Below are 20,576 nucleotides of genomic sequence, written 5' to 3'. Positions count from 1 at the left end.
TGCATCAGCCTTGGGGATTCGAGGTTGCCGCTGAAGGAAACTCTTCGCGCAACCGCTGTTGGAACCGACCGGCCGCCATCCTGTCGCCGAGTCGCTCTTCAATCTGAATGGCAAGTTGTAACACGGAAACCGTGGCCGGCGCAGCCGCCAAACGCCGCTGGTAGAAGGCCCGGGCCTCAAAATAGCGACCGTTGAGCACTTCATTGCGGGTCATCGACTCCAACGCATAGGCGTTGGCCGGCGCCAGGGCCAGGGCCTGGCGAAGATTCTCTTCGGCGCGCTCGCGCTGGCCGGCTTCCAGTGCACAGCCGCCGGCATTGGCCAGGGCATCGGCACGGCCACCGTAATTCGGGTCAGCCAGGGCGCGGTCAAACCAGACCAGCGCCTCGGCCGGATGGCCGTTGCTGCACAGCCAGGCGCCATAATTATTGAGTACATCACCCTGCTGCGGCGCCAGTTCGGCGGCCTTGCGATAAAGCGCCCCGGCCGCCTCGGCTTGGCCCCTATGCCCTTCGATCACCGCCTGCATGGTGTAGGCATCAGGCGAGGCGGGCTCCAGCTTCTGTGCCGAGCGCGCGAACTGCAGCGCCTCGTCGAGCTGGCCACGGCCAAAGCGATCGCCGGACAGGCGCAGGAACTCTTGGTAGCGCATGCGCTTGTGCGCGGTCTTGTCCTGTTTGACGCTGTAGTCCGGCGCCACGATCTGCGGCCGGCCCAGCTTGAGGTCACCGCGCCCGCACGCTGCGGTGAGCGCGACCAGAACCAGCAACAATACCCAGCGATCAGGCGACCGCATCCCCGCCTTCCTGTTCCTGCAGCAGACGGTTGAACTCGGCCTGGCGGCGCGTGCGATCCATCACCTGCCCCTTGAGCTGGCCACAGGCAGCATCGATGTCATCGCCACGGGTACGGCGCACCATGGTCAGCACCTGCGAATCGAGCAGGATCTTCTGGAAGGCACGGATCTGTTCTTCGTCCGAGCGCTCATAGCGGGTACCCGGAAACGGATTGAACGGAATCAGGTTGACCTTGCCCGAATCCTTGGCCTGCACCGCGTTGTCGAACTGGCGCATCAAGCGGGCCAGCTGTCGGGCATGCTCGGGCTGGTCGTTGATGCCCTTCATCAAGGTGTATTCAAAGGTCACCGAGTCACGCTTCTTGTTGCCGCGCAGGTAACGCGCGCAGGAAGCCATCAGCTCGGCGATCGGGTATTTCTTGTTGAGCGGCACCAGCGTCTCGCGCAGCTCGTCGTTGGGCGCATGCAGCGACACCGCCAGCGACACATCGCTCTCGACCGACAGGCGATCGATCTGCGGCACCAGGCCCGAGGTGGACAAGGTCACGCGCTTGTTGGCCAGTCCATAACCCAGGTCATCGCGCATGATGCTCATCGCGCGGATGACGTTGTCGAAATTCATCAACGGCTCGCCCATGCCCATCATCACCACGTTGGTGAGGCGGCGCATCTGGTGCGGCACATTGCCCAGGTGACGCGCAGCGATCCACACCTGGCCGATGATCTCGGCGGTGCTGAGGTTGCGGTTGAAACCCTGGGTAGCGGTTGAGCAGAACGTGCAGTTCAATGCACAACCAACTTGCGAAGACACGCACAGCGTGCCGCGGGTCTTGTCGGGGATATAGACGGTTTCGATGGCGTTCTTGCCATCCACGCCCATCGCCAGCAACCACTTATGGGTGCCATCGGTCGAGGGCTTGTCGAACACGATATTCGGGACGACGACCTCGGCATGCTGCTGCAGCTTGGCGCGCAGCGACTTGCCGAGGTCGGTCATCTGATCGAAATCGGTGACGTAGCGATGATGGATCCACTTCATCACCTGATGGGCACGGAACTTCTTTTCGCCAAGAATATCGACGAAGAAATGCTCCAGGCCCGCGCGATCAAGGTCGAGCAGGTTCTGCTTGCCAGCGGTCGCTGCCGTTTTCGGCAGCGGCTGGATGGCGGGTGTCTGTACGACCTCGTTCACGACTTCAACCTCTAATTAACGCGAAACCACTTCGGTGGCAGCAAAGAAGTAAGCCACTTCGTTGGCTGCGTTCTCGACCGAATCCGAACCGTGGGCGGCATTGGCGTCGATCGAATCAGCGAAATCGGCGCGGATGGTACCCGGAGCAGCATCCTTCGGGTTGGTGGCACCCAGCAGGTCGCGGTGGGCCAGCACGGCGTTCTCGCCTTCCAGGGCCTGGATCATCACCGGGCCGGAGATCATGAACTCGACCAGCGCGTTGAAGAACGGACGCTCGCGGTGCACCGCATAGAAGCCTTCGGCTTCACGGCGCGACAGCTGCTTGTACTTGGCAGCCACAACCTTCAGGCCGGCCTTTTCGAAGCGGGCGTAGATTTCGCCGATCACGTTCTTGGCAACGGCGTCGGGCTTGATGATGGAAAGAGTGCGCTCCAGCGCCATGGGAATTCTCCGTTATTGGGCCGGTCGGCCCGAGGGTACATTAAAAAAAACCCGCGTGCGGACGCGGGCTTAGCCTGAATTGCGGTGGCTAATTCTACCGGGTGACCCGGGCCTTTGCACAGCGGCAGATAAATGATGTTGCAACGCAGCATGACCTGAACGAGCCGGCGGGCGTAGGATCCAAACAATCGTTTGATTGATTGAGCCAGCCATGGGCAAACCCGCCAGCTTCTCCACCAAGGACCGCATTCTCGGCGCGGCCGAGGAACTGTTCGCCCAGTACGGCTTTGCCGGCACCTCGCTGCGCCAGGTGACCAGTCACGCCGATGTAAACATCGCTGCGGTCAACTACCACTTCGGGTCCAAGGACAACCTGGTCAATGAAGTGTTCCGCCGCCGCATGGACGAGATGACCGCCGCCCGCCTGGGCCAGCTGGAACAGGCCCGCAGCGCCCACCCGGGCGAGCTGCGCGCGGTGCTGGCCGCCTTCGTCGAGCCGGCCCTGGCCTTGGCCCAGGACCGCCAGAGCGGCGGCGCGTTCGTCCGCGTCATCGCCCGCGCCTATGCCGAGAAGAACGACAACCTGCGCAAGTTCCTGTCCGATCACTACGGCCATGTATTGCGCGAGTTCGGCAAGGCCATCGGCGCCTGCGTGCCGGGCCTGAGCAAGGAAGAGCTGTACTGGCGCCTGGACTTCCTGGCCGGTTCGCTGACCTACGCCATGGCCGATTTCGGGCTGATCAAACGCCCAGCCAACATCAGCGAGGCCGAGCACCGCAGCAAGGCCGCGCAGGAACTGATCCATTTCGCCGAAGCCGGTTTCCGCGCCAGCGTGCGCAGCCCGGCCTCCCCCGCCGTTTCCTGATCCAACCGTCATCGCAGACCAAAGGTTTATCGATATGTCCAATTCCCTGCTTGTCCGCCGCGCCGCCGTCCTTGGCGCAGGCGTCATGGGTGCGCAGATCGCCGCCCACCTGACCAATGCCGGCGTCGACACGGTGTTGTTCGACCTGGCCGCCAAGGAAGGTCCTGCCGACGGCATCGTGCTCAAGGCCATTGCCAACCTGGGCAAGCTGAGCCCGGCACCGTTGGCCAGCAAGGCGCTGGCCGAAGCCATCACCCCGGCCAACTACGACTCCGGCCTGGAGCAGCTGCGCGACTGCGACCTGATCATCGAAGCCATCGCTGAACGCATGGATTGGAAGCAGGACCTGTACAAGAAGATCGCGCCGTTCGTGAACGAACACGCGGTGCTGGCTTCCAACACCTCGGGCCTGGGCATCAACAAGCTGGCCGACGTGCTGCCGGAAGAGCTGCGCCACCGCTTGACCGGCGTGCATTTCTTCAACCCGCCGCGCTACATGCACCTGGCCGAGCTGATCCCGGCCAAGGCCACAGACAAGGCGGTGCTGGAAGGTCTGGAAACCTTCCTGACCACCAACCTGGGCAAGGGCGTGGTCTACGCCAAGGACACCCCGAACTTCATCGGCAACCGCATCGGCGTGTTCTCGATCCTGTCCACCATCCACCACACCCAGCAGTTCGGCCTGGGCTTTGATGAAGTGGACGGCCTGACCGGCCCGCTGGTCGGGCGCCCAAAGTCGGCGACCTACCGCACCTCCGACGTGGTTGGCCTGGACACCATGGCCCACGTCATCAAGACCATGGGCGACACCCTGCCTGACGACCCGTGGCACAAGTACTTCAACGCGCCGGCATGGCTGGGCGCGCTGATCAGCAAGGGTGCACTGGGCCAGAAGACCGGCGCTGGCATCTTCCGCAAGGTCGGCAAGGACATCATGGTTCTCGACATCGAGAAGCAGGACTACCGTCCAGCCGACCGCGCTGCCGCGCCGGAAGTGGTCGAGATCCTGAAGATCAAAAACCCGGCCGAGAAGTTCGCCAAGCTGCGCGAAAGCCAGCACCCGCACGCGCAGTTCCTGTGGGCGACCTTCCGCGACCTGTTCCATTACAGCGCCTACCACCTGGCCGATATCGCCGAAACCGCACGCGACGTGGACCTGGCTATCCGCTGGGGCTACGGCTGGTCGCTGGGCCCGTTCGAGACCTGGCAGGCTGCCGGCTGGAAGCAGGTTGCGCAATGGATCGCCGACGACATCGCCGCTGGCAAGAGCATGAGCAATGCGCCGCTGCCGGCCTGGGTGCTGGACGGCCGTGACGGCGTGCATGCCGCCGAAGGCAGCTACAGCCCGACGCAGAATGCACTGGTGCCGCGTTCGTCGCTGCCGGTCTACCAGCGCCAGCGCTTCCCGGATGCACTGCTGGGCGAGAAGTTCGCCCAGGGCGAGACCGTATTCGAGAACGACGGCATCCGCCTGTGGACCGACGGTGACGGCATCGGCGTCATCAGCTTCAAGACCAAGATGAACACCGTCTCCGACCAAGTATTGGACGGCATCCAGCATGCCATCGGCCTGTCGGAGAAGCAGTTCAAGGGCGTGGTGATCTGGCAGAACAAGGAGCCCTTCTCTGCCGGTGCTGACCTGTCCGGCGCGCTTGGCGCCTTGAAGGCCGGCAAGTTCGCCGAGTTTGAAGCGATGGTTGCCAACTTCCAGCGCACCAGCCAGCGCATCAAGTACGCCACTGTGCCGGTTGTCACCGCGGTTCGCGGCCTGGCTTTGGGCGGCGGCTGTGAATTCCAGATGCATGCGGCCAAGTCGGTTGCAGCGCTGGAAAGCTATATCGGTCTGGTCGAAGCCGGCGTCGGCCTGCTGCCGGCCGGTGGTGGCCTGAAGGAAATCGCCGTGCGTGCCTCGCAGGCCGCTGGTGCGGACGGCGATGTGTTCGCCGAGCTGAAGAAGACCTTTGAAACCGTGGCCATGGCCAAGGTCTCCAACTCTGCGGTCAACGCCAAGGAACTGGGCCTGATGCGCGGTACCGACAAGGTCGTGTTCAACAGCTTCGAGCTGCTGCACATCGCCAAGGCCGAAGTCACCGCATTGGCCGAAGGCGGCTACCGTCCGCCGCTGCCGGCACGCCGCATCCGCGTGGCCGGTGACGTCGGCATCGCCACCTTCAAGATGATGCTGGTCAACATGCTCGAAGGCCGCTTCATCAGCCCCTACGACTACGAGATCGCCGAGCGCATCGCCACCGTACTGTGCGGCGGCAAGGTCGATCGCAACACGCTGGTCGACGAAGAGTGGCTGCTGACCCTGGAGCGCAAGCACTTTGTTGAACTGGCCCAGCAGGAAAAGACCCAGGCCCGCATCGCGCACATGCTGACCACCGGCAAGCCGCTGCGGAACTGAGTGAGCGTGCCTCGGGGTGGCGCTGCCAGTGCCCCCCTCGCCCGCCCTCACGCTCACACCTATTGAAGAGATCACTGCAATGACCAAGCAAATCCAGGACGCCTACATCGTCGCCGCCACCCGCACCCCGGTTGGCAAGGCGCCCAAGGGCATGTTCCGCAACACCCGTCCGGACGACATGCTCGCCCACGTGCTTCGCTCCGTGGTCGCCCAGGCCCCGGGCGTGGACGTCAACCGCATCGACGACGCCATCATCGGCTGCGCCATGCCTGAAGCCGAGCAAGGCATGAACGTGGCGCGCATCGGCGTGCTGCTGGCTGGCCTGCCCAACACCATCGCCGCGCAGACGGTGAACCGCTTCTGCTCGTCCGGCCTGCAGGCCGTGGCCATGGCCGCCGACCAGATCCGCCTGGGCAACAGCGACCTGATGCTGGCCGGCGGCACCGAGTCGATGTCGATGGTGCCGATGATGGGCAACAAGATCGCGATGGCACCGAGCGTGTTCGACAACGACCACGTCGCCATTGCTTACGGCATGGGCATCACCGCCGAGAAGGTCGCCGAAGAATGGAAGGTCTCGCGCGAAGAACAGGATGCGTTCGCCCTGGCCTCGCACCAGAAGGCCATCGCTGCGATCCAGAACGGCGAGTTCAAGGACGAGATCAGCCCCTACGAGATTGTTTCGCACCTGCCTGACCTGGCCGATGGCAAGCGCATCATCACCCGCAACAAGCTGGCCGATACCGACGAAGGCCCGCGCCTGGACTCTTCGGCAGAAGGCCTGGCCAAGCTGCGCCCGGTGTTCCGCAACGGCCAGTTCGGCGGTTCGGTCACCGCCGGCAACTCCTCGCAGATGAGCGACGGTGCCGGTGCGGTGTTGCTGGCATCGGAACAGGCGATCAAGGATTACGGCCTGACCCCGTTGGCCCGATTCGTCAGCTTCTCGGTCGCCGGCGTGCGTGCGGAAGTGATGGGCATCGGCCCGATCGCCGCTATCCCCAAGGCCTTGAAGCAGGCTGGCCTGAGCCAGGACCAGCTGGACTGGATCGAACTCAACGAAGCCTTTGCCGCACAGTCACTGGCAGTCATCCGTGACTGCGGCCTGGACCCGTCAAAGGTCAACCCGCTGGGCGGCGCCATTGCCCTGGGCCACCCGCTGGGTGCCACCGGCGCGATCCGTACCGCCACCCTGCTGCACGGCCTGCGCCGTCGCCAGCAGAAGTACGGCATGGTGACCATGTGTATTGGTACCGGCATGGGCGCTGCGGGTATTTTTGAATCGCTGTAAGCGGTTTGTTGCAAGATTGATTGAGGAAGGCGGCCGCAAGGCCGCCTTTTTTTTTCTGCCACGTTTACTGCGAAGAGCCCCCCCTCTCCCCAACCCCTCTCCCGCAAGGGGAGAGGGGCTACAGCTGCAGTTGCAGTTGCAGTTGCAGTTGCACAGGATGCTTGCGCTCGCGGTGCATTAGTCCCTCTCCCCTTGCGGGAGAGGGGTTGGGGAGAGGGGAGCTCTTAGCGCGGAGTTTGCAGCAGCCTTACCCCAGAAACAGAAAGGCAGCCTTGCGGCTGCCTTTCCACTCCACCAAACCGACGGACGACATCAGCGTCCAGAATGCTTCCCGGTGCTTACTCCGCCAGCATCTTCTGCATCATCGCGCGCGCCGGCCCAGCCAGCTTCTCGTTCTCCAGCGCGAAGCGGACGGTCGCCTCGACCAAGCCCAGATGCGTACCGCAGTCAAAACGCTTGCCTTCAAAACGATAGGCGTCCACCGGCTCACTCTTCAGCAGCTGCGCGATCGCGTCGGTCAACTGGATCTCGCCACCGGCGCCAGTGCCGGTCGCCTCCAGCAGATCGAAGATCTTCGGGCTGAGCACGTAGCGGCCAACAACCGCCAGGTCGCTTGGGGCATCTTCCGGCTTGGGCTTCTCGACGATCTGGGTGATATGCCCCTTGCGACCATCAAACTTGTCGGTGGCCACGATGCCGTAGCTGCCGGTCTTGTCGTGCGGCACGTCTTCCACCGCGATGACGCTGGCCCCACTGGCCTCGTTGAGGTCGGCCATCTGCTTCAAGGCGCCTTCGCCACGATTCCAGATAAGGTCATCTGGCAGCAGAACCGCAAACGGCTCGTCGCCCACAATGGCCTTGGCACAGAGCACGGCATGGCCCAGGCCCAGCGCCTCGGCCTGGGTCACGAACACCGCGCGTACACCCTTGGGCAGCACATGCCGGATCAGCTCCAACTGCTCCTGCTTGCCAGCGCGCTCCAGCTTCTGCTCCAGCTCGTAAGCCTTGTCGAAGTAGTCCGCGACCGCATGCTTGTAGCGGTTGGTGATGAAAATCAAGGTGTCGCAACCGGCCTCGATAGCCTCGTCGACCGCGTACTGGATAAGCGGCCGGTCGATGATCGGCAACATTTCCTTCGGTACGGTCTTGGTTGCGGGCAGGAACCGGGTTCCAAGCCCGGCGACGGGAAACACTGCTTTTCTAATACGACCCTGCATCAGTGGCTTCTTCCGACTTCTTTGGAGGTGGGGAACGGCACTATGTTGGCAGTGCCTGCCTGCGCGGCTACATCGTTGGCGGGCATGAACTCGGGGATCGTGCTGCCCAGGATATGCCGCATCGCTTCAATATCGTAGGCGGCAACCGCCTTTCGCAGTGCGGTTACATTGCTCAATACCAGCTCGGGGGAAAACTCGCGCACCCCTGCCGCCATTACCTTGGGATGTGCAGTGGGCTGACAGTTCTCATCTTCATAGAACAGGCTTTCGTGCAGCTTCTCACCGGGCCGCAAGCCGGTATAGATGATCGGAATATCGACCCCCGGCTGCTTGCCGGCCAGGCGGATCATCTGCTCGGCAAGATGTCGAATGAACACCGGCTCGCCCATGTCCAGCATATAGATGGCCCCGCGCGAAGACGATGCTGCGGCCTGCAGAATCAACAGGCAGGCCTCGGGGATCGTCATGAAGTAGCGGCTTACGTCCGGATGGGTAACGGTGATCGGGCCACCCTTGCGGATCTGCTCACGGAACATCGGCACCACACTGCCTACCGACCCAAGCACATTGCCGAAGCGCACCGTGACAAAGCGGGTATGCGGGGCACGCTTGTTCAAACTCTGGCAGATCATCTCGGCATAACGCTTGGTCGCACCAAGCGCATTGGCCGGATCGACGGCCTTGTCGGTGGAGATGAACACAAAATTCTCGACACCGGCTTCAATGCAGGCCGTGGCAACGCATTCGGTAGACAAGGTGTTGTTGCGCACCGCCTCACGCAGCTGCGCCTCCAGCAGGGGCACCTGCTTGTAGGCCGCCGCATGGAACACCGTATCGGGCTTATAGCTGCGCAAGGCATGACGGATGACGGCCGGATCACCGCAGTCGCCCAGCACACCGTGCACTTCCAGGTCCGGGAAACTCCTGCGCAGTTCCGCCTGGATGTTGATCATCAGCAGCTCGCTGATCTCCAGCACCACGATCCGGGATATACCATGACGCGCGCACTGCCTGCACAACTCCGAACCGATGGAACCGCCACCGCCGGTGACCAGTACCGTGCGCCCGCGCAACCAGCTGCGCAGCAGCTCCCAATCGGGCAGGATCGGCTTGCGGCCGAGCAGGTCTTCGATGGCCACTTCCTTGAGCTGGCCAGGCAGCGAGCTGCCTTCGAGCACATCGGTCAGCCGGGGTACGGTGCGGAACGGCAGGCCGGTGCTCTCGCACAGGCCCACGACGCGCTGCATGCCGGCAGCATCCAGTGTCGGGATCGCGATCACCAGCAACTTGGCGCTGGTCTCCTTGGCGACCATCGCAACCTCGTCCAAGGTTCCCAGGATCGCGGCGCCATGGACCCAGGCACCTTGCAGGTGCGGCGAATCGTCCAGCAAACCTACCGGCTCATAGTCACCGGACCGGCGCAGATCCTTGATCAGTGATTCAGCTGCCCGGCCCGCGCCAAGCACCAGCACGCGCCGCGCGCTGGCGTCCGAATGCATGGCCTGATAGTCCTTCCAGGCGCGGTACAACAGACGTGGCCCGCCCAGCAAAGCGGACAGTGCAAACGGATAAACCACCAACACCGAGATCGGGATGCCTTCCAGGCGGCGGTAGGAGAACACCACCACGATCGCCAGCAGGCCGATGAAGGAAGCCTTGAAGATGTTGATCAGATCGGCGACGGAGGCGAACCGCCACAGGCCGCGATACAGCCCAACCTTCCAGAACGCCACCGCCTGTATGCCGACGACGATCATTGCGTCCAGCGTGAACCACGGATGCACCGGTCCACCTTCCACCAGTGCAAAGCGCGCCATCAGCAGCAGCTGCCAACACAGCCACACCATGACCAGGTCGTGCAGCATCACCGCGTAGCGGGGGCCACCACCTGCAAAGCGCTCGTGCCAAGATGCCATAGAAAACTTTGTCCTTATTTATGTGCCGTGGCACGCAGGAACATCCACGCCGCTGCCGTGACAGCCAGCCAGGTAACGCCCCCTGCCCACCCCCAACCTAGGGGAAGCCTTGAAAATTGCGTCGCAAGTGTAAGCCCCACCAAGGTGAAGAAGGCATAACCCAATGTAACAACCGTGTGACTGTATTCACGCTTCACGAAAGCTTGATAGAGATGCTGGGTATGCGGTTGCATCCAGCGCTCCCCCCTGAGCATGCGTGACAGCAGGGTGAAGCCGGCGTCCGCAAGAAATGCCGCCGGCAACATCAGCCACAGTGCCGGCACTGTATCGGTGACACTCAGGCCCAGCGCCAGCAGGCCGGCGACCAGGTAACCCAGCGCGCCACTGCCCACATCGCCCATGAAAATGCGGGCCCGGGGAAAGTTGAACGGCAGAAAACCTGCGCAACCCGCTGCCAACGCCCAGCCGGCCAAGGCGTAGCCCCCGGGCAGCAGCAACCCAGCCCCGACCCCGACCAGAATCGCCTGGGTGGTCGCCAGGCCGTTGATCCCATCCATGAAATTCCAGATGTTCACCAACGACACCGCCAGGCCAAAGCAGGCCACGGCCTTCAGCAGGCTTCCAGTCCCAAACCAGACGATTCCACCCAGCATCAGGCCCGCCAGCAGGTGTACGCACAGACGAGGCACGGCCGGCAGCGGGCGATGGTCATCCCACCAGCCAATGCCGGCAACCAGCAACAGCCCCAGGGCGAACACCAGCAGCGCGGCCGAATAAGCAGGCAGTAACGCCGCGCCAAGCCCGCAGGCCAGCAACTGCGATACCACGATGCCGATACCGCCGCCGCGTGGCGTCGACACCTGATGGCTGCGGCGTTCGCCAGGCTGGTCGATCAAGCGCCGCCAATGCGCGTATCGGATCGCCATCCAGGTCACTGCCGCCGCGGTGACCAGTACCAGCAGCAACAGCCAGTGATGCGGTCCCGGCACTCAGAGCACCGCGTAATTCAACAGCGGCTTGACCGTACCCCACTCCTTGCAGCTCGGGCACTGCCAATGATGGGTGCGCGCGCCAAACCCGCAGCGCGTGCAGCGGTACGCCGGGTTGCGCACCAGCAACTGGTCGGTGATGTGTTTCAGATCCTGCAGCGTCGCCACCGGATCCGCGCCCTCGGCCAGGGTCAGGTCGATCAGCGCCGACTCACCGCGTACCGACGGCCGGTCCTTGAGCTGGCGCCCCAGATAGGCCCGCGCCGGCGCCGTCCCCTCCTGCTGTTCCATCAAATGAGTGAGCGCCAACACCGGCGCGATGCCGCGGTAGTGCTCGGTCATCTCCGCCAGAAACGCACGCGCGCCGGCCAGGTCACCCACATTGCGGTAGTTCTTCATCAACTGCGGCAGGATTTCCGGCAGATAGTCCGGGTCGTTGCGCGCGGCCCGTTCGAAGGCACGCACGGCGGCTTCGTCATTGCCGAAATCACTTTCCAGGCGGCCTTCGATGATGCCTGCGCGCACGCTCATCGCGTCGGCCACATTGGCCCGGTTGATGGCCGCACGCGCGTCATCCAGGCGCCCGGCCGCGCGGTAACGCTCGGCCAGTTCGCATTCGAACTGCCCGATCAGCTTGCCCATCGGCTCGTCGGTCACCGCTTCATAGCGGGTCGCGTTCTCGATGGCTTTTTCCCAGTCACGCTCGGCCTGGTAAATGCTGATCAGGTGTTTCAAAGCCTGCGGCGCGCGCTGGTCCAGCTGCGCAAGCTCGGTGAACACGGTTTCGGCGCGATCCAGCAGGCCGGATTTCATGTAGTCCTCGCCCAGCGCCAGCAAGGCCTGTACCCGCTGCGCATCGCTCAGGTCGTTGCGGTTGACCAGCCCCTGGTGCAGGCGGATGGCACGATCCACTTCGCCGCGACGGCGGAACAGATGGCCGAGGGCAACCTGGGTTTCGAAGGTTTCCTTGTCCAGCTCGGCAATATGCAGGAACAACTCGATGGCCTTGTCCGGCTGCTCGTTGAGCAGATAGTTCAAGCCACGGAAATACGTACTGGAAAGACGGCTGACCTGGTTCTCGCTGTGGCGTTGGCCGCCGCGGCGCCCAATTACCCAGCCGCCCAGTGCGGCGATCGGCAGAAACAGGAAAAACCAGAACCATTCACTGATGAAGGCCATCGTTGCTCAGCGTCCGTCAAAGGGGGAAGGCGCCTGCGCAACCGGTGTTGCAGGCTCGGGCGCTACCGTGGCAGCAGCCTTGTTGGCACGGCGCAGTTTGGCGTACAGGGGCACGACCAGGCCGGCCATCACCATGCCGCCGCCCACCAGTGCACCCAGCAGCAGCGAGGCGATGATCGCGATACCGGAGGTGGTCTTGAGCACCCAGAACGCAAGGCTGATTTCGATGGCCTGGGAGTTGAGCGAGCCGATCACCAGCCCACCTATCAACACCGCCAGCAGAATCACTAATCGAACGATCTTCATGCGCCGGCCTACTCCTGTAACAAGAGCCCGTAGCTTACCGTTCAGCGGATGAATTCGCAGCATTCAATCTGCGGCGGCCTGCCCTTGCAGGACGACTCAGGCAGGGTCGCTTTCCAGCGGCACTACCGAACTGACGCGCTCGCGCAGTTCCTTGCCCGGCTTGAAATGCGGCACATGCTTGCCCGGCAACGCGACCGACTCACCCGTCTTCGGGTTGCGGCCCAGGCGCGGCGGGCGGTAATGCAGGGAGAAACTACCGAAACCGCGGATCTCGATGCGATCCCCGGAGGACAACGCCCCACCCATCATTTCCAGCAAGGACTTGACCGCCAGATCGACATCATCGGCCTTCAGGTGCGCCTGGTGGCGCGCGAGGATTTCGATCAATTCGGATTTGGTCATTGCGTACTCGTCAATGGCAGGGTCTTACCCTGAAGCGGCCCGGACTGATGTCCGGGCCGCTCAGGTCACAACTACTTACAGCAGGCCGATTACTCGGACTTGTTGCCGTTCAGCTGTGCGCGCAGCAGTGCGCCCAGCTGGGTGGTGCCGCTGGATGCCGAAGAGGACTGGTATTCCTCCAGCACTTCGCGCATTTCGGCATCGTCCTTGGCCTTGATCGACAGCTGCAGGGTACGGCCCTTGCGGTCCATGCCCACGAACTTGGCTTCGACCTTGTCGCCGACCTTCAGGAACTGGGTCGCATCGTCGACGCGCTCGTTGGCGACGTCACGTGCCGAGACATAACCCTCGATGCCGTCAGCCAGCTCGATGGTTGCGCCCTTGGCGTCAACTTCCTTCACGACGCCTTCGACCTTCGAACCCTTCGGGTTGGCAGCCATGTACTGGCCGAACGGGTCCTGCTCAAGCTGCTTGACGCCCAGCGAGATGCGCTCGCGCTCCGGATCGACGGCCAGGACCACTGCGTCCAAGGTGTCGCCCTTCTTGAAGTTGCGAACCACGTCTTCGCCGGTGGTGTTCCAGCTGATGTCCGACAGGTGAACCAGGCCGTCGATGCCGCCGTCCAGACCGATGAAGATACCGAAATCGGTGATCGACTTGATCTGACCCGAAACCTTGTCGCCCTTCTTGAAGATGGCGGCAAAGGTTTCCCACGGATTGGCAGCAACCTGCTTCATGCCCAGCGAGATGCGACGGCGCTCTTCATCAACGTCCAGCACCATCACTTCGACTTCATCACCAACCTGGACAACCTTGGACGGGTTGACGTTCTTGTTGGTCCAATCCATCTCGGACACGTGCACCAGGCCTTCCACGCCCGGCTCGATCTCAACGAACGCGCCGTAATCGGTCACGTTGGAGACCTTGCCGAACACGCGGCTGTTGGCCGGGTAACGACGTGCGATGTTGTCCCACGGATCTTCGCCCAGCTGCTTCAGGCCCAGCGAAACGCGGTTGCGCTCGCGGTCGAACTTCAGCACGCGCACGTCCAGCTCGTCGCCGACGTTCACGACTTCGGACGGATGGCGCACGCGCTTCCATGCCATGTCGGTGATGTGCAGCAGGCCGTCGATACCGCCCAGGTCCACGAATGCGCCGTAGTCGGTCAGGTTCTTGACGACACCCTTCAGGATGGCGCCTTCCTGCAGCTTGTCCATCAGCTGCTCGCGCTCTTCCGAGTGCTCGCTCTCGACAACTGCACGACGCGACACGACCACGTTGTTACGCTTGCGGTCCAGCTTGATGAGCTTGAATTCCAGCTCCTTGCCTTCCAGGTAGGCCGGGTCGCGCACCGGGCGCACATCGACCAGCGAACCGGGCAGGAATGCGCGGACATCCTTGATGTCCACGGTGAAACCACCCTTGACCTTGCCGCTGATGCGGCCGGTGATGGTTTCGTTCTTTTCCAACGCTTCTTCCAGCTCGTCCCACACCATGGCGCGCTTTGCTTTCTCGCGCGACAGGACGGTTTCGCCGAAGCCGTTCTCGATCGAGTCGAGGGCAACCTTGACCTGGTCGCCTACGCCCACGTCGATCTCACCAGCGTCGTTACGGAACTGTTCGATCGGCACGATGCCTTCGGACTTCAGGCCGGCGTTGATGATGACCACGTCGCCGCGGACATCAACGACGGTACCGATAACGATGGCACCGGGCTTCAGCTTGGCCAGATTGGCCTGACTGGCTTCAAACAGTTCTGCAAATGATTCGGTCATTAGATTTACTCAGTTGAACATATGGACAGCGGATCTGTTGCGAAAACCCGTACTGTCCAGCCTGTTGGACGACCCCGTGACAGCAGCCGCATGTGAATGAAAAAGCCCACCACGCACCATTGCGCAGCGGGTTGTTGCAACATCTTTGGTGCGACCGCGATCGATCAACTGATCGCACTCAACGCAGCCAGAGTCAGGCTTCCTTGGAAACCAGACCCAGCACCTTGGCAACGACGTCGTCGATGCCAATACCGCTGGTGTCGATGAGGATGGCGTCTTCAGCCGGCCTCAGGGGCGCCACTGCGCGCTGTGCATCACGGGCGTCGCGGGCCATGATCTCACGCAGGAGGTCTTCAAAGTTAACCGAAACCCCTTTTTCTTTCAACTGTTTATGCCGCCTTTCAGCCCGCTCCTCGGCGCTGGCGGTCAGGAAAACCTTGAATGGGGCGTCAGGAAAGATGACGGTCCCCATGTCACGACCGTCGGCCACCAACCCCGGCAAAACCCTGAATGCGCGCTGACGTTCTTTCAGCGCTGCCCGGACCTCGGGAATGGCGGCAATGGCCGAGGCCAGCGCGCCGGTGGTTTCCAGCCGCAGCTCATCGGTCGCGTCGGTACCGTTGACCAGCACCCGCAGGCTTTCGCCCTGCTCCACGAACTGAACCTTGGTATCAAAGGTACAGCGCACCAGCGCCGACGCATCCGACGTATCGATATCCGCCCAGCTGGCCGCCACACCCACCGCGCGGTACAAGGCGCCGGAATCCAGGTAATGCCAACCCAGCTGGCGGGCAACGATGCGACTGACGGTACCCTTGCCAGCCCCGGACGGGCCATCAATGGTAAGAACGGGGGGCAGCTGGCTCATCTAAAGGCCTGTTTGCAGCGAGAATCGGGCTATTCTAGCGCCCCGCACCGCCATCCTTGCACGCAGTTGCACGCAAGCACTTGAACAGGCGTGGAAATACCCGGTAGAATGGCGGGCTTGAACGGGCGTTATCCTGCATATCCGCGGCCACGCTCCTAAGATCTCCTTACTAGTTATCCGCCGAGGTATGTCATGAAAGTTCTGTCCTCCCTGAAGTCGGCGAAGACCCGTCACCGTGATTGCAAGGTTGTGCGCCGTCGCGGCAAGATCTTCGTGATCTGCAAGTCGAACCCGCGCTTCAAGGCTCGCCAGCGCTGAGCCAACTGGCGCAAGCCAGCGCCTGATCCGCAAGGGTTGGGCAACGTCAAAAAGCCGCCCTTGGGCGGCTTTTTGCGTAGCGGGCCGAACGCAGCACTGACGCAATGCTGAGCGAGCTCACTAAAAACGATATGAACCCGTACTTTAGGCGCCGTTTTTTGCTGTAATCGCAGCCTGTCCTCTGGGGAGATGTGACCAATGAAGCAAATGATGAAGATTCTGGGCCTGATCGCGGTACTGGCCACCGCACCGGCGGCCATGGCCGATACCCTGTTGATCGAGCGCGCGCAGGAAAAGCCGGCTGAAGCGATCCCGACCCGCGGCCAGAGCATGGCCCAGGTGGAAGCCCGTTTCGGCGCACCGAGCGAGCGCCTGGATCCACGCGGCGGCCAGAAGCGTCAATGGCCGACCATCAACCGCTGGGTCTACCCGGCATTCACCGTGTATTTCGAGAAACAGCGCGTGATTGACGTGGTGGCCCGTCAGGCCAGTCCCGATGAAGTCGGGCCAAAGCCCCCGATCCGCTGAACCCTTTCCCGGCAGCGGGCTCCGGCCTGCTGCCCCAACGCCCATCAGGGCCGACCGTACCGAGAAGAATGAACGAAACGCTCCGCTTTCCAGCCGAATGGGAAACCCAGTCCGGCGTACTGATCGCCTGGCCGAACGCCGACACCGACTGGGCCGAGCGCCTGGCCGAGGTCGAGGAAACCTACATCGCGCTGGTCAGCGCCATCACCCGTTTCCAGCCAGTGCTGATCTGCGTGGCCGATGACGATATCGAGACCTACGCGGAAATGCGCCTGCGTTCGAACCGCGTGGACATGGATCGCGTGCGTTTCGTCACCGCGCCCTACGACGACACCTGGCTGCGCGACTCCGGCCCGATAACCCTCAAGCGTGACGACGGCAGCTTCCAGCTGCTGGACTTCCGTTTCACCGGCTGGGGCGGCAAGTTCGAAGCCAGCCTCGACGATCAGCTGGTCGGCGTACTGGACCAGGCGAAGGTGTTCAACAACGCGCAGGTGCACAGCATTCCGTTCGCATTGGAAGGCGGTGCCATCGATACCGACGGCGCCGGCACCTTGCTGACCACCTGGAAGTGCCTGCACGAACGCCACCCGGACCGTGACCGCGCCTCGCTGAGCGCCGACATGGCGGCGTGGATGCACCAGGACCGCGTGTTGTGGCTGGACCATGGCTACCTGGAAGGCGACGACACCGACGCCCACATCGACACCCTCGCCCGCTTCGCCTCGGTCGACAGCATCGTCTACCAGAACTGCGATGACCCGCAGGACTCGCACTACGCCGAGCTGCAGGCGATGGGCGCCGAACTGGCCGCGCTGCGCACCAGCGACGGCAAGCCTTACCGCCTGTTCCCCCTGCCATGGGCAGAACCGGTGCTGGACGAAGGCCGCCGCCTGGCCGCGTCCTACGCAAACTTCCTGATCATCAACGGCGCGGTGCTGATGCCGGCCTACGGCGACGTTGCAGACGACGCAGCGCGCGACGTGCTGGCCTTGGCCTTCCCCGACCGCGAGATCGTGCAGGTGCCCTGCCGCTCGCTGATCTGGCAGAACGGCAGCCTGCACTGCATCACCATGCAGCTCCCCGCCGGTCTGCTGAAAAACTAAGCAACGGCAACGGTAGTGCCGAGCCATGCTCGGCAGAGGCTTTACCGGCGAAAACTACCGCCGGCACTGCAACCCCTCTTCCGCCAGCAGAAGAGGGGGTCAAGCCACAACGCCAAGTCCCGCCCAGCTGCATTTCGATCCAGCTGCATGCAAACCGGATCCGTCGCGTGCATGTTCAGCCGAGCATGGCTCGGCTCTACCTCAAGACGGCACGAAGCGCCTACGCGCCCTGCATCGCCCTCTGTTCAGCCGCAGCCGCAACGCAGACGCACATCCGCGCTAACATGCGCGTTTTCCCCCGCAGGATCGCAGCATGAACTCGCGCAGCCCCCTTACCGTCGCTCTGGTCCAGGAGCGTAACCACGGTGATGCCGCCGCCAATCTGGCGGTGATCGACGCACGTGTGGCCGAGGCTGCTGCGCAGGGCGCCAAACTGGTGCTGCTGCAGGAACTGCACAACGGCCCGTACTTCTGCCAGCACGAGTCGGTGGATGAGTTCGACCTGGCCGAACCGATCCCCGGCCCAAGCACCGAGCACCTGGGCGCACTGGCCAAAAAACATGGCGTGGTGATCGTCGGCTCGCTGTTCGAGCGCCGCGCCGCCGGCCTGTACCACAACACCGCCGTGGTCTTCGAGAAGGACGGCACCTTGCTGGGCAAGTACCGCAAGATGCATATCCCGGACGACCCGGGGTTTTACGAGAAGTTCTACTTCACCCCGGGCGACATCGGCTTCAAGCCGATCGACACCTCGGTCGGTCGCCTTGGCGTGCTGGTCTGCTGGGACCAGTGGTATCCGGAAGCCGCTCGCCTGATGGCGCTGGCCGGCGCCGAACTGCTGCTCTACCCCACCGCCATCGGCTGGGACCCGGACGACATGCAGGACGAGAAGAACCGCCAGCGCGATGCCTGGGTGCTGAGCCATCGCGGCCACGCCGTGGCCAACGGCGTGCCGGTGCTGAGCTGCAACCGCGTCGGCCACGAAGCCTCGCCGCTGGGCGCATCGGGCATCAACTTCTGGGGTAACAGCCATGTGCTGGGCCCGCAGGGTGAATTCATCGCCGAAGCCGGCACCGACCCGACCCTGCTGGTCTGCGAGATCGATCTGCAGCGCAGCGAGCACGTGCGCCGCATCTGGCCGTTCCTGCGTGATCGCCGCATCGATGCCTACGGCGATCTGCTCAAGCGTTACATCGACTGACTGGACCTGCGATGAGCCTGCAACTGCGCCCCGCAACACCGGCCGACATCCCCGCCATCACCGCGATCTACGCGGTGGAAGTCCGCGAACTGGTCAACACCTACGAGTACGAGGTGCCCGGCGAAGCGGAAATGGCGCAGCGCATGCAGGACATCACCACGCGCGGCTTTCCCTACCTCGTCGCCACCGTTGACGGCGAGGTAGCCGGCTATGCCTACGCCAACAGCTATCGTGCGCGCATCGCCTACCAGTGGACCGTGGAGAACTCGGTCTATGTGGATGGCCGTTTCCAGGGCCAAGGCGTTGGCCGCGCCTTGATGCAGGCCCTGATCGACGAGTGCACCGCACGCGGCTACCGGCAGATGATCGCGGTGATCGGCGAGCCCACCAATACCGCATCGATCAAGCTGCACGAACGCTTCGGCTTCGAGCTGATCGGCATCTTCCGCGGCCTTGGCCGCAAGCACGGACGCTGGCTGGATACGGTGCAGATGCAACGCGCACTCGGCGACGGTGCCGACAGCGCCCCTTCCAATGAATGAAGCAATGACTGACTCCTCTGTTGAATCCGCCGGCGAACTGCTGGCTGGCCAGCCTGTGCGCGTGGTTGAACGCGACGGCGTGCGTTACACCCTGCTGGGCACCGCCCACGTCTCCGCCGCCAGCGTGCAGGCGGTGGAACAGGCCATCGCCAGCGGCCAATACGACGCCGTTGCGGTGGAGCTGGACCCGCAGCGCCTGCAGGCGCTGACCAATCCCAACGCACTGGCGCAGCTGGATCTGGTTGATGTAATCCGCAAAGGGCGGGTGGCGCTGTTTGCAGCCAACCTCGCATTGGCAGCGTACCAACGGCGTCTGGCCGAGCAGCTCGGCATCGAGCCAGGTGCCGAGCTCAAGCGCGCGGTGGAGCTGGCCAACGCCAGCAATCTGCCGGTGCACCTGATCGACCGCGACGTCGGCCTGACCTTCCGCCGCGCCTCGCAGAGCCTGGGCTTCTTCGGCAAGATCAAGCTGGTGATGGGTCTGGGTGCCGGGCTGTTTTCCTCCGAGGATGTCGGCGAGGACGAGATCGAGAAGCTCAAGCAAGGCGACATGCTGGAATCGAGTTTTGGCGAGTTCGCCAATGAAAGCCCCGCGCTGTACCAGGCCATCATCGGCGAGCGCGACCGCTACATGGCTACGCGCCTGCGCGAAGAACACAACAGCGAACAGCGCAATGTGCTGGCGGTAGTGGGCGCAGGCCATCTGGCCGGCCTGGCGCGCTATCTGGAAACCGATACCGAAGCGCCAGGCCCGCTGCGCGAGCAGCTGGAAGCGGTGCCGAAGAAGCGCAACATCCCGTGGATCACGCTGGGCATCCTGGCCATCGTGCTGGGCGGCATTGGCTTCGGCTTTTGGAAAGGCGGCATGGGCATGGGCGCCGACATGCTGCTGACCTGGGCGATGTATACCGGCGGCCTGGCGGGTTTGGGTGCCTTGCTGGCCGCCAGCCATCCGCTGAGCATCCTGACCGCGATTGTTGTCGCGCCGTTCAAGCCGTTCCGCTTGAGCATTCCTACTGGCGCGTTTGCTGCTTTGGTGGAAACCCGCCTGCGCAAGCCGACCTACCAGGATTTCCTGCAGCTGCGTGATGATGCGCAGAGCGCGAAGGGCTGGTATCGCAACCGCGTCACGCGCATCGTGCTGACTTTCATGCTGACCAACCTGGGCAGCATGCTGGGGCTTTGGCTCACCGGCTTCAGCGTTTATGGGAAGTTGGCTGGGTGACGGATTTGAGGCTTT

Annotated in this window: 19 protein-coding genes and 1 pseudogene; 9 read left to right on the top strand and 11 right to left on the bottom strand. The window is 63.2% G+C overall.

The genetic code is table 11. From position 1 onward, the window contains the following. Positions 1–4: 4 nt before the first annotated feature. From pilW to ndk, 3 genes are read right to left on the bottom strand one after another with little or no spacing between them, the layout of a single operon-like run. A complete protein-coding gene (pilW, locus tag BCV67_RS17595) occupies positions 5–772 on the bottom strand; it encodes a type IV pilus biogenesis/stability protein PilW (RefSeq protein WP_428999529.1) in 768 nt (255 codons plus the stop codon). A 10-nt stretch (positions 773–782) separates the two neighbouring features. Continuing rightward, entirely contained in the window at positions 783–1,988 is a 1,206-nt protein-coding gene (gene rlmN / locus BCV67_RS17590) for a 23S rRNA (adenine(2503)-C(2))-methyltransferase RlmN (protein ID WP_062167929.1), read from the bottom strand. Positions 1,989–2,003: 15 nt separating this feature from the next. Continuing rightward, positions 2,004–2,429 carry a nucleoside-diphosphate kinase gene (gene ndk / locus BCV67_RS17585; RefSeq protein ID WP_057628193.1) on the bottom strand — a complete coding sequence of 142 codons (426 nt, stop codon included), beginning with the start codon at positions 2,427–2,429 and terminating at the stop codon, positions 2,004–2,006. Between the two features lie 211 nt (positions 2,430–2,640). Between ndk and BCV67_RS17580 the strand changes: the two genes are divergently transcribed. The 3 genes from BCV67_RS17580 (at position 2,641) to BCV67_RS17570 (ending at position 6,989) form a co-directional block, all read left to right on the top strand. Next, positions 2,641–3,294 (top strand): TetR/AcrR family transcriptional regulator, encoded by a 654-nt coding sequence (locus tag BCV67_RS17580; RefSeq protein ID WP_062167931.1) that lies wholly within the window; start codon positions 2,641–2,643, stop codon positions 3,292–3,294. 34 nt (positions 3,295–3,328) lie between these two features. Further along, positions 3,329–5,701 (top strand): 3-hydroxyacyl-CoA dehydrogenase/enoyl-CoA hydratase family protein, encoded by a 2,373-nt coding sequence (locus BCV67_RS17575; RefSeq protein WP_062167933.1) that lies wholly within the window; start codon positions 3,329–3,331, stop codon positions 5,699–5,701. Positions 5,702–5,780: 79 nt separating this feature from the next. Beyond that, a complete protein-coding gene (locus BCV67_RS17570; RefSeq protein WP_062167935.1) occupies positions 5,781–6,989 on the top strand; it encodes an acetyl-CoA C-acyltransferase in 1,209 nt (402 codons plus the stop codon). 338 nt (positions 6,990–7,327) lie between these two features. On the opposite strand, the gene galU is transcribed toward BCV67_RS17570, so the two are convergent. From galU to cmk, 8 genes and pseudogenes are all read right to left on the bottom strand, one after another. Then, entirely contained in the window at positions 7,328–8,206 is an 879-nt protein-coding gene (galU, locus tag BCV67_RS17565; RefSeq protein WP_062167937.1) for a UTP--glucose-1-phosphate uridylyltransferase GalU, read from the bottom strand. Beyond that, positions 8,206–9,939: pseudogene (locus BCV67_RS17560) on the bottom strand (polysaccharide biosynthesis protein); the annotation flags it as partial. The gene galU and the pseudogene BCV67_RS17560, both read right to left, overlap by 1 nt. Positions 9,940–10,136: 197 nt before the next feature. After that, the gene (locus BCV67_RS17555) at positions 10,137–11,048 is read right to left on the bottom strand and encodes a lipopolysaccharide biosynthesis protein (protein WP_065868234.1); all 912 of its coding nucleotides are present in this window, start codon (positions 11,046–11,048) and stop codon (positions 10,137–10,139) included. Between the two features lie 63 nt (positions 11,049–11,111). After that, positions 11,112–12,290: a lipopolysaccharide assembly protein LapB gene (gene lapB, locus BCV67_RS17550; RefSeq protein WP_062167941.1), complete on the bottom strand. Its 1,179-nt coding sequence runs from the start codon at positions 12,288–12,290 to the stop codon at positions 11,112–11,114. 6 nt (positions 12,291–12,296) lie between these two features. Next, a complete protein-coding gene (locus BCV67_RS17545; protein WP_062167943.1) occupies positions 12,297–12,596 on the bottom strand; it encodes a lipopolysaccharide assembly protein LapA domain-containing protein in 300 nt (99 codons plus the stop codon). A gap of 96 nt (positions 12,597–12,692) precedes the next feature. Beyond that, entirely contained in the window at positions 12,693–12,998 is a 306-nt protein-coding gene (locus BCV67_RS17540) for an integration host factor subunit beta (RefSeq protein WP_057628209.1), read from the bottom strand. A gap of 89 nt (positions 12,999–13,087) precedes the next feature. Continuing rightward, the gene (gene rpsA, locus BCV67_RS17535) at positions 13,088–14,773 is read right to left on the bottom strand and encodes a 30S ribosomal protein S1 (protein ID WP_062167945.1); all 1,686 of its coding nucleotides are present in this window, start codon (positions 14,771–14,773) and stop codon (positions 13,088–13,090) included. 193 nt (positions 14,774–14,966) lie between these two features. After that, positions 14,967–15,641, bottom strand: a complete 675-nt coding sequence (gene cmk, locus BCV67_RS17530) for a (d)CMP kinase (RefSeq protein ID WP_062167947.1) — start codon at positions 15,639–15,641, stop codon at positions 14,967–14,969. Positions 15,642–15,833: 192 nt separating this feature from the next. Between cmk and ykgO the strand changes: the two genes are divergently transcribed. From ykgO to BCV67_RS17500, 6 genes are all read left to right on the top strand, one after another. Next, positions 15,834–15,959 carry a type B 50S ribosomal protein L36 gene (ykgO, locus tag BCV67_RS17525; RefSeq protein ID WP_057628212.1) on the top strand — a complete coding sequence of 42 codons (126 nt, stop codon included), beginning with the start codon at positions 15,834–15,836 and terminating at the stop codon, positions 15,957–15,959. Positions 15,960–16,157: 198 nt separating this feature from the next. Next, the gene (locus BCV67_RS17520) at positions 16,158–16,487 is read left to right on the top strand and encodes a hypothetical protein (RefSeq protein WP_062167949.1); all 330 of its coding nucleotides are present in this window, start codon (positions 16,158–16,160) and stop codon (positions 16,485–16,487) included. Between the two features lie 68 nt (positions 16,488–16,555). Beyond that, entirely contained in the window at positions 16,556–17,593 is a 1,038-nt protein-coding gene (locus tag BCV67_RS17515) for an agmatine deiminase family protein (RefSeq protein ID WP_062167951.1), read from the top strand. A 313-nt stretch (positions 17,594–17,906) separates the two neighbouring features. Beyond that, the gene (locus BCV67_RS17510) at positions 17,907–18,794 is read left to right on the top strand and encodes a carbon-nitrogen hydrolase (protein ID WP_062167953.1); all 888 of its coding nucleotides are present in this window, start codon (positions 17,907–17,909) and stop codon (positions 18,792–18,794) included. 11 nt (positions 18,795–18,805) lie between these two features. Continuing rightward, complete coding sequence (locus tag BCV67_RS17505; RefSeq protein ID WP_062167955.1) at positions 18,806–19,336, top strand: GNAT family N-acetyltransferase; 531 nt, start codon at positions 18,806–18,808, stop codon at positions 19,334–19,336. Continuing rightward, a complete protein-coding gene (locus BCV67_RS17500; RefSeq protein WP_062167956.1) occupies positions 19,329–20,561 on the top strand; it encodes a TraB/GumN family protein in 1,233 nt (410 codons plus the stop codon). The genes BCV67_RS17505 and BCV67_RS17500 overlap by 8 nt, the downstream gene beginning before the upstream one ends. Positions 20,562–20,576 lie beyond the last annotated feature (15 nt).

This window comes from Stenotrophomonas nitritireducens (assembly GCF_001700965.1).
In the GTDB taxonomy this organism is placed as follows: Bacteria; Pseudomonadota; Gammaproteobacteria; order Xanthomonadales; family Xanthomonadaceae; genus Stenotrophomonas; species Stenotrophomonas nitritireducens_A.
Note: the sequence above shows the minus strand (reverse complement) of the source record. Positions and strands in the feature narration are given on the sequence as shown.

Coding starts and splice junctions, on each gene's coding strand:
- BCV67_RS17510 (WP_062167953.1), top strand. CDS start 17,907: ATGAACTCGCGCAGCCCCCTTACCGTCGCTCTGGTCCAGGAGCGTAAC.
- BCV67_RS17505 (WP_062167955.1), top strand. CDS start 18,806: ATGAGCCTGCAACTGCGCCCCGCAACACCGGCCGACATCCCCGCCATC.
- BCV67_RS17540 (WP_057628209.1), bottom strand. CDS start 12,998: ATGACCAAATCCGAATTGATCGAAATCCTCGCGCGCCACCAGGCGCAC.
- BCV67_RS17570 (WP_062167935.1), top strand. CDS start 5,781: ATGACCAAGCAAATCCAGGACGCCTACATCGTCGCCGCCACCCGCACC.
- BCV67_RS17575 (WP_062167933.1), top strand. CDS start 3,329: ATGTCCAATTCCCTGCTTGTCCGCCGCGCCGCCGTCCTTGGCGCAGGC.
- BCV67_RS17555 (WP_065868234.1), bottom strand. CDS start 11,048: ATGGCGATCCGATACGCGCATTGGCGGCGCTTGATCGACCAGCCTGGC.
- ndk (WP_057628193.1), bottom strand. CDS start 2,429: ATGGCGCTGGAGCGCACTCTTTCCATCATCAAGCCCGACGCCGTTGCC.
- rpsA (WP_062167945.1), bottom strand. CDS start 14,773: ATGACCGAATCATTTGCAGAACTGTTTGAAGCCAGTCAGGCCAATCTG.
- BCV67_RS17580 (WP_062167931.1), top strand. CDS start 2,641: ATGGGCAAACCCGCCAGCTTCTCCACCAAGGACCGCATTCTCGGCGCG.
- BCV67_RS17545 (WP_062167943.1), bottom strand. CDS start 12,596: ATGAAGATCGTTCGATTAGTGATTCTGCTGGCGGTGTTGATAGGTGGG.
- BCV67_RS17500 (WP_062167956.1), top strand. CDS start 19,329: ATGAATGAAGCAATGACTGACTCCTCTGTTGAATCCGCCGGCGAACTG.
- ykgO (WP_057628212.1), top strand. CDS start 15,834: ATGAAAGTTCTGTCCTCCCTGAAGTCGGCGAAGACCCGTCACCGTGAT.
- BCV67_RS17515 (WP_062167951.1), top strand. CDS start 16,556: ATGAACGAAACGCTCCGCTTTCCAGCCGAATGGGAAACCCAGTCCGGC.
- BCV67_RS17520 (WP_062167949.1), top strand. CDS start 16,158: ATGAAGCAAATGATGAAGATTCTGGGCCTGATCGCGGTACTGGCCACC.
- galU (WP_062167937.1), bottom strand. CDS start 8,206: ATGCAGGGTCGTATTAGAAAAGCAGTGTTTCCCGTCGCCGGGCTTGGA.
- cmk (WP_062167947.1), bottom strand. CDS start 15,641: ATGAGCCAGCTGCCCCCCGTTCTTACCATTGATGGCCCGTCCGGGGCT.
- lapB (WP_062167941.1), bottom strand. CDS start 12,290: ATGGCCTTCATCAGTGAATGGTTCTGGTTTTTCCTGTTTCTGCCGATC.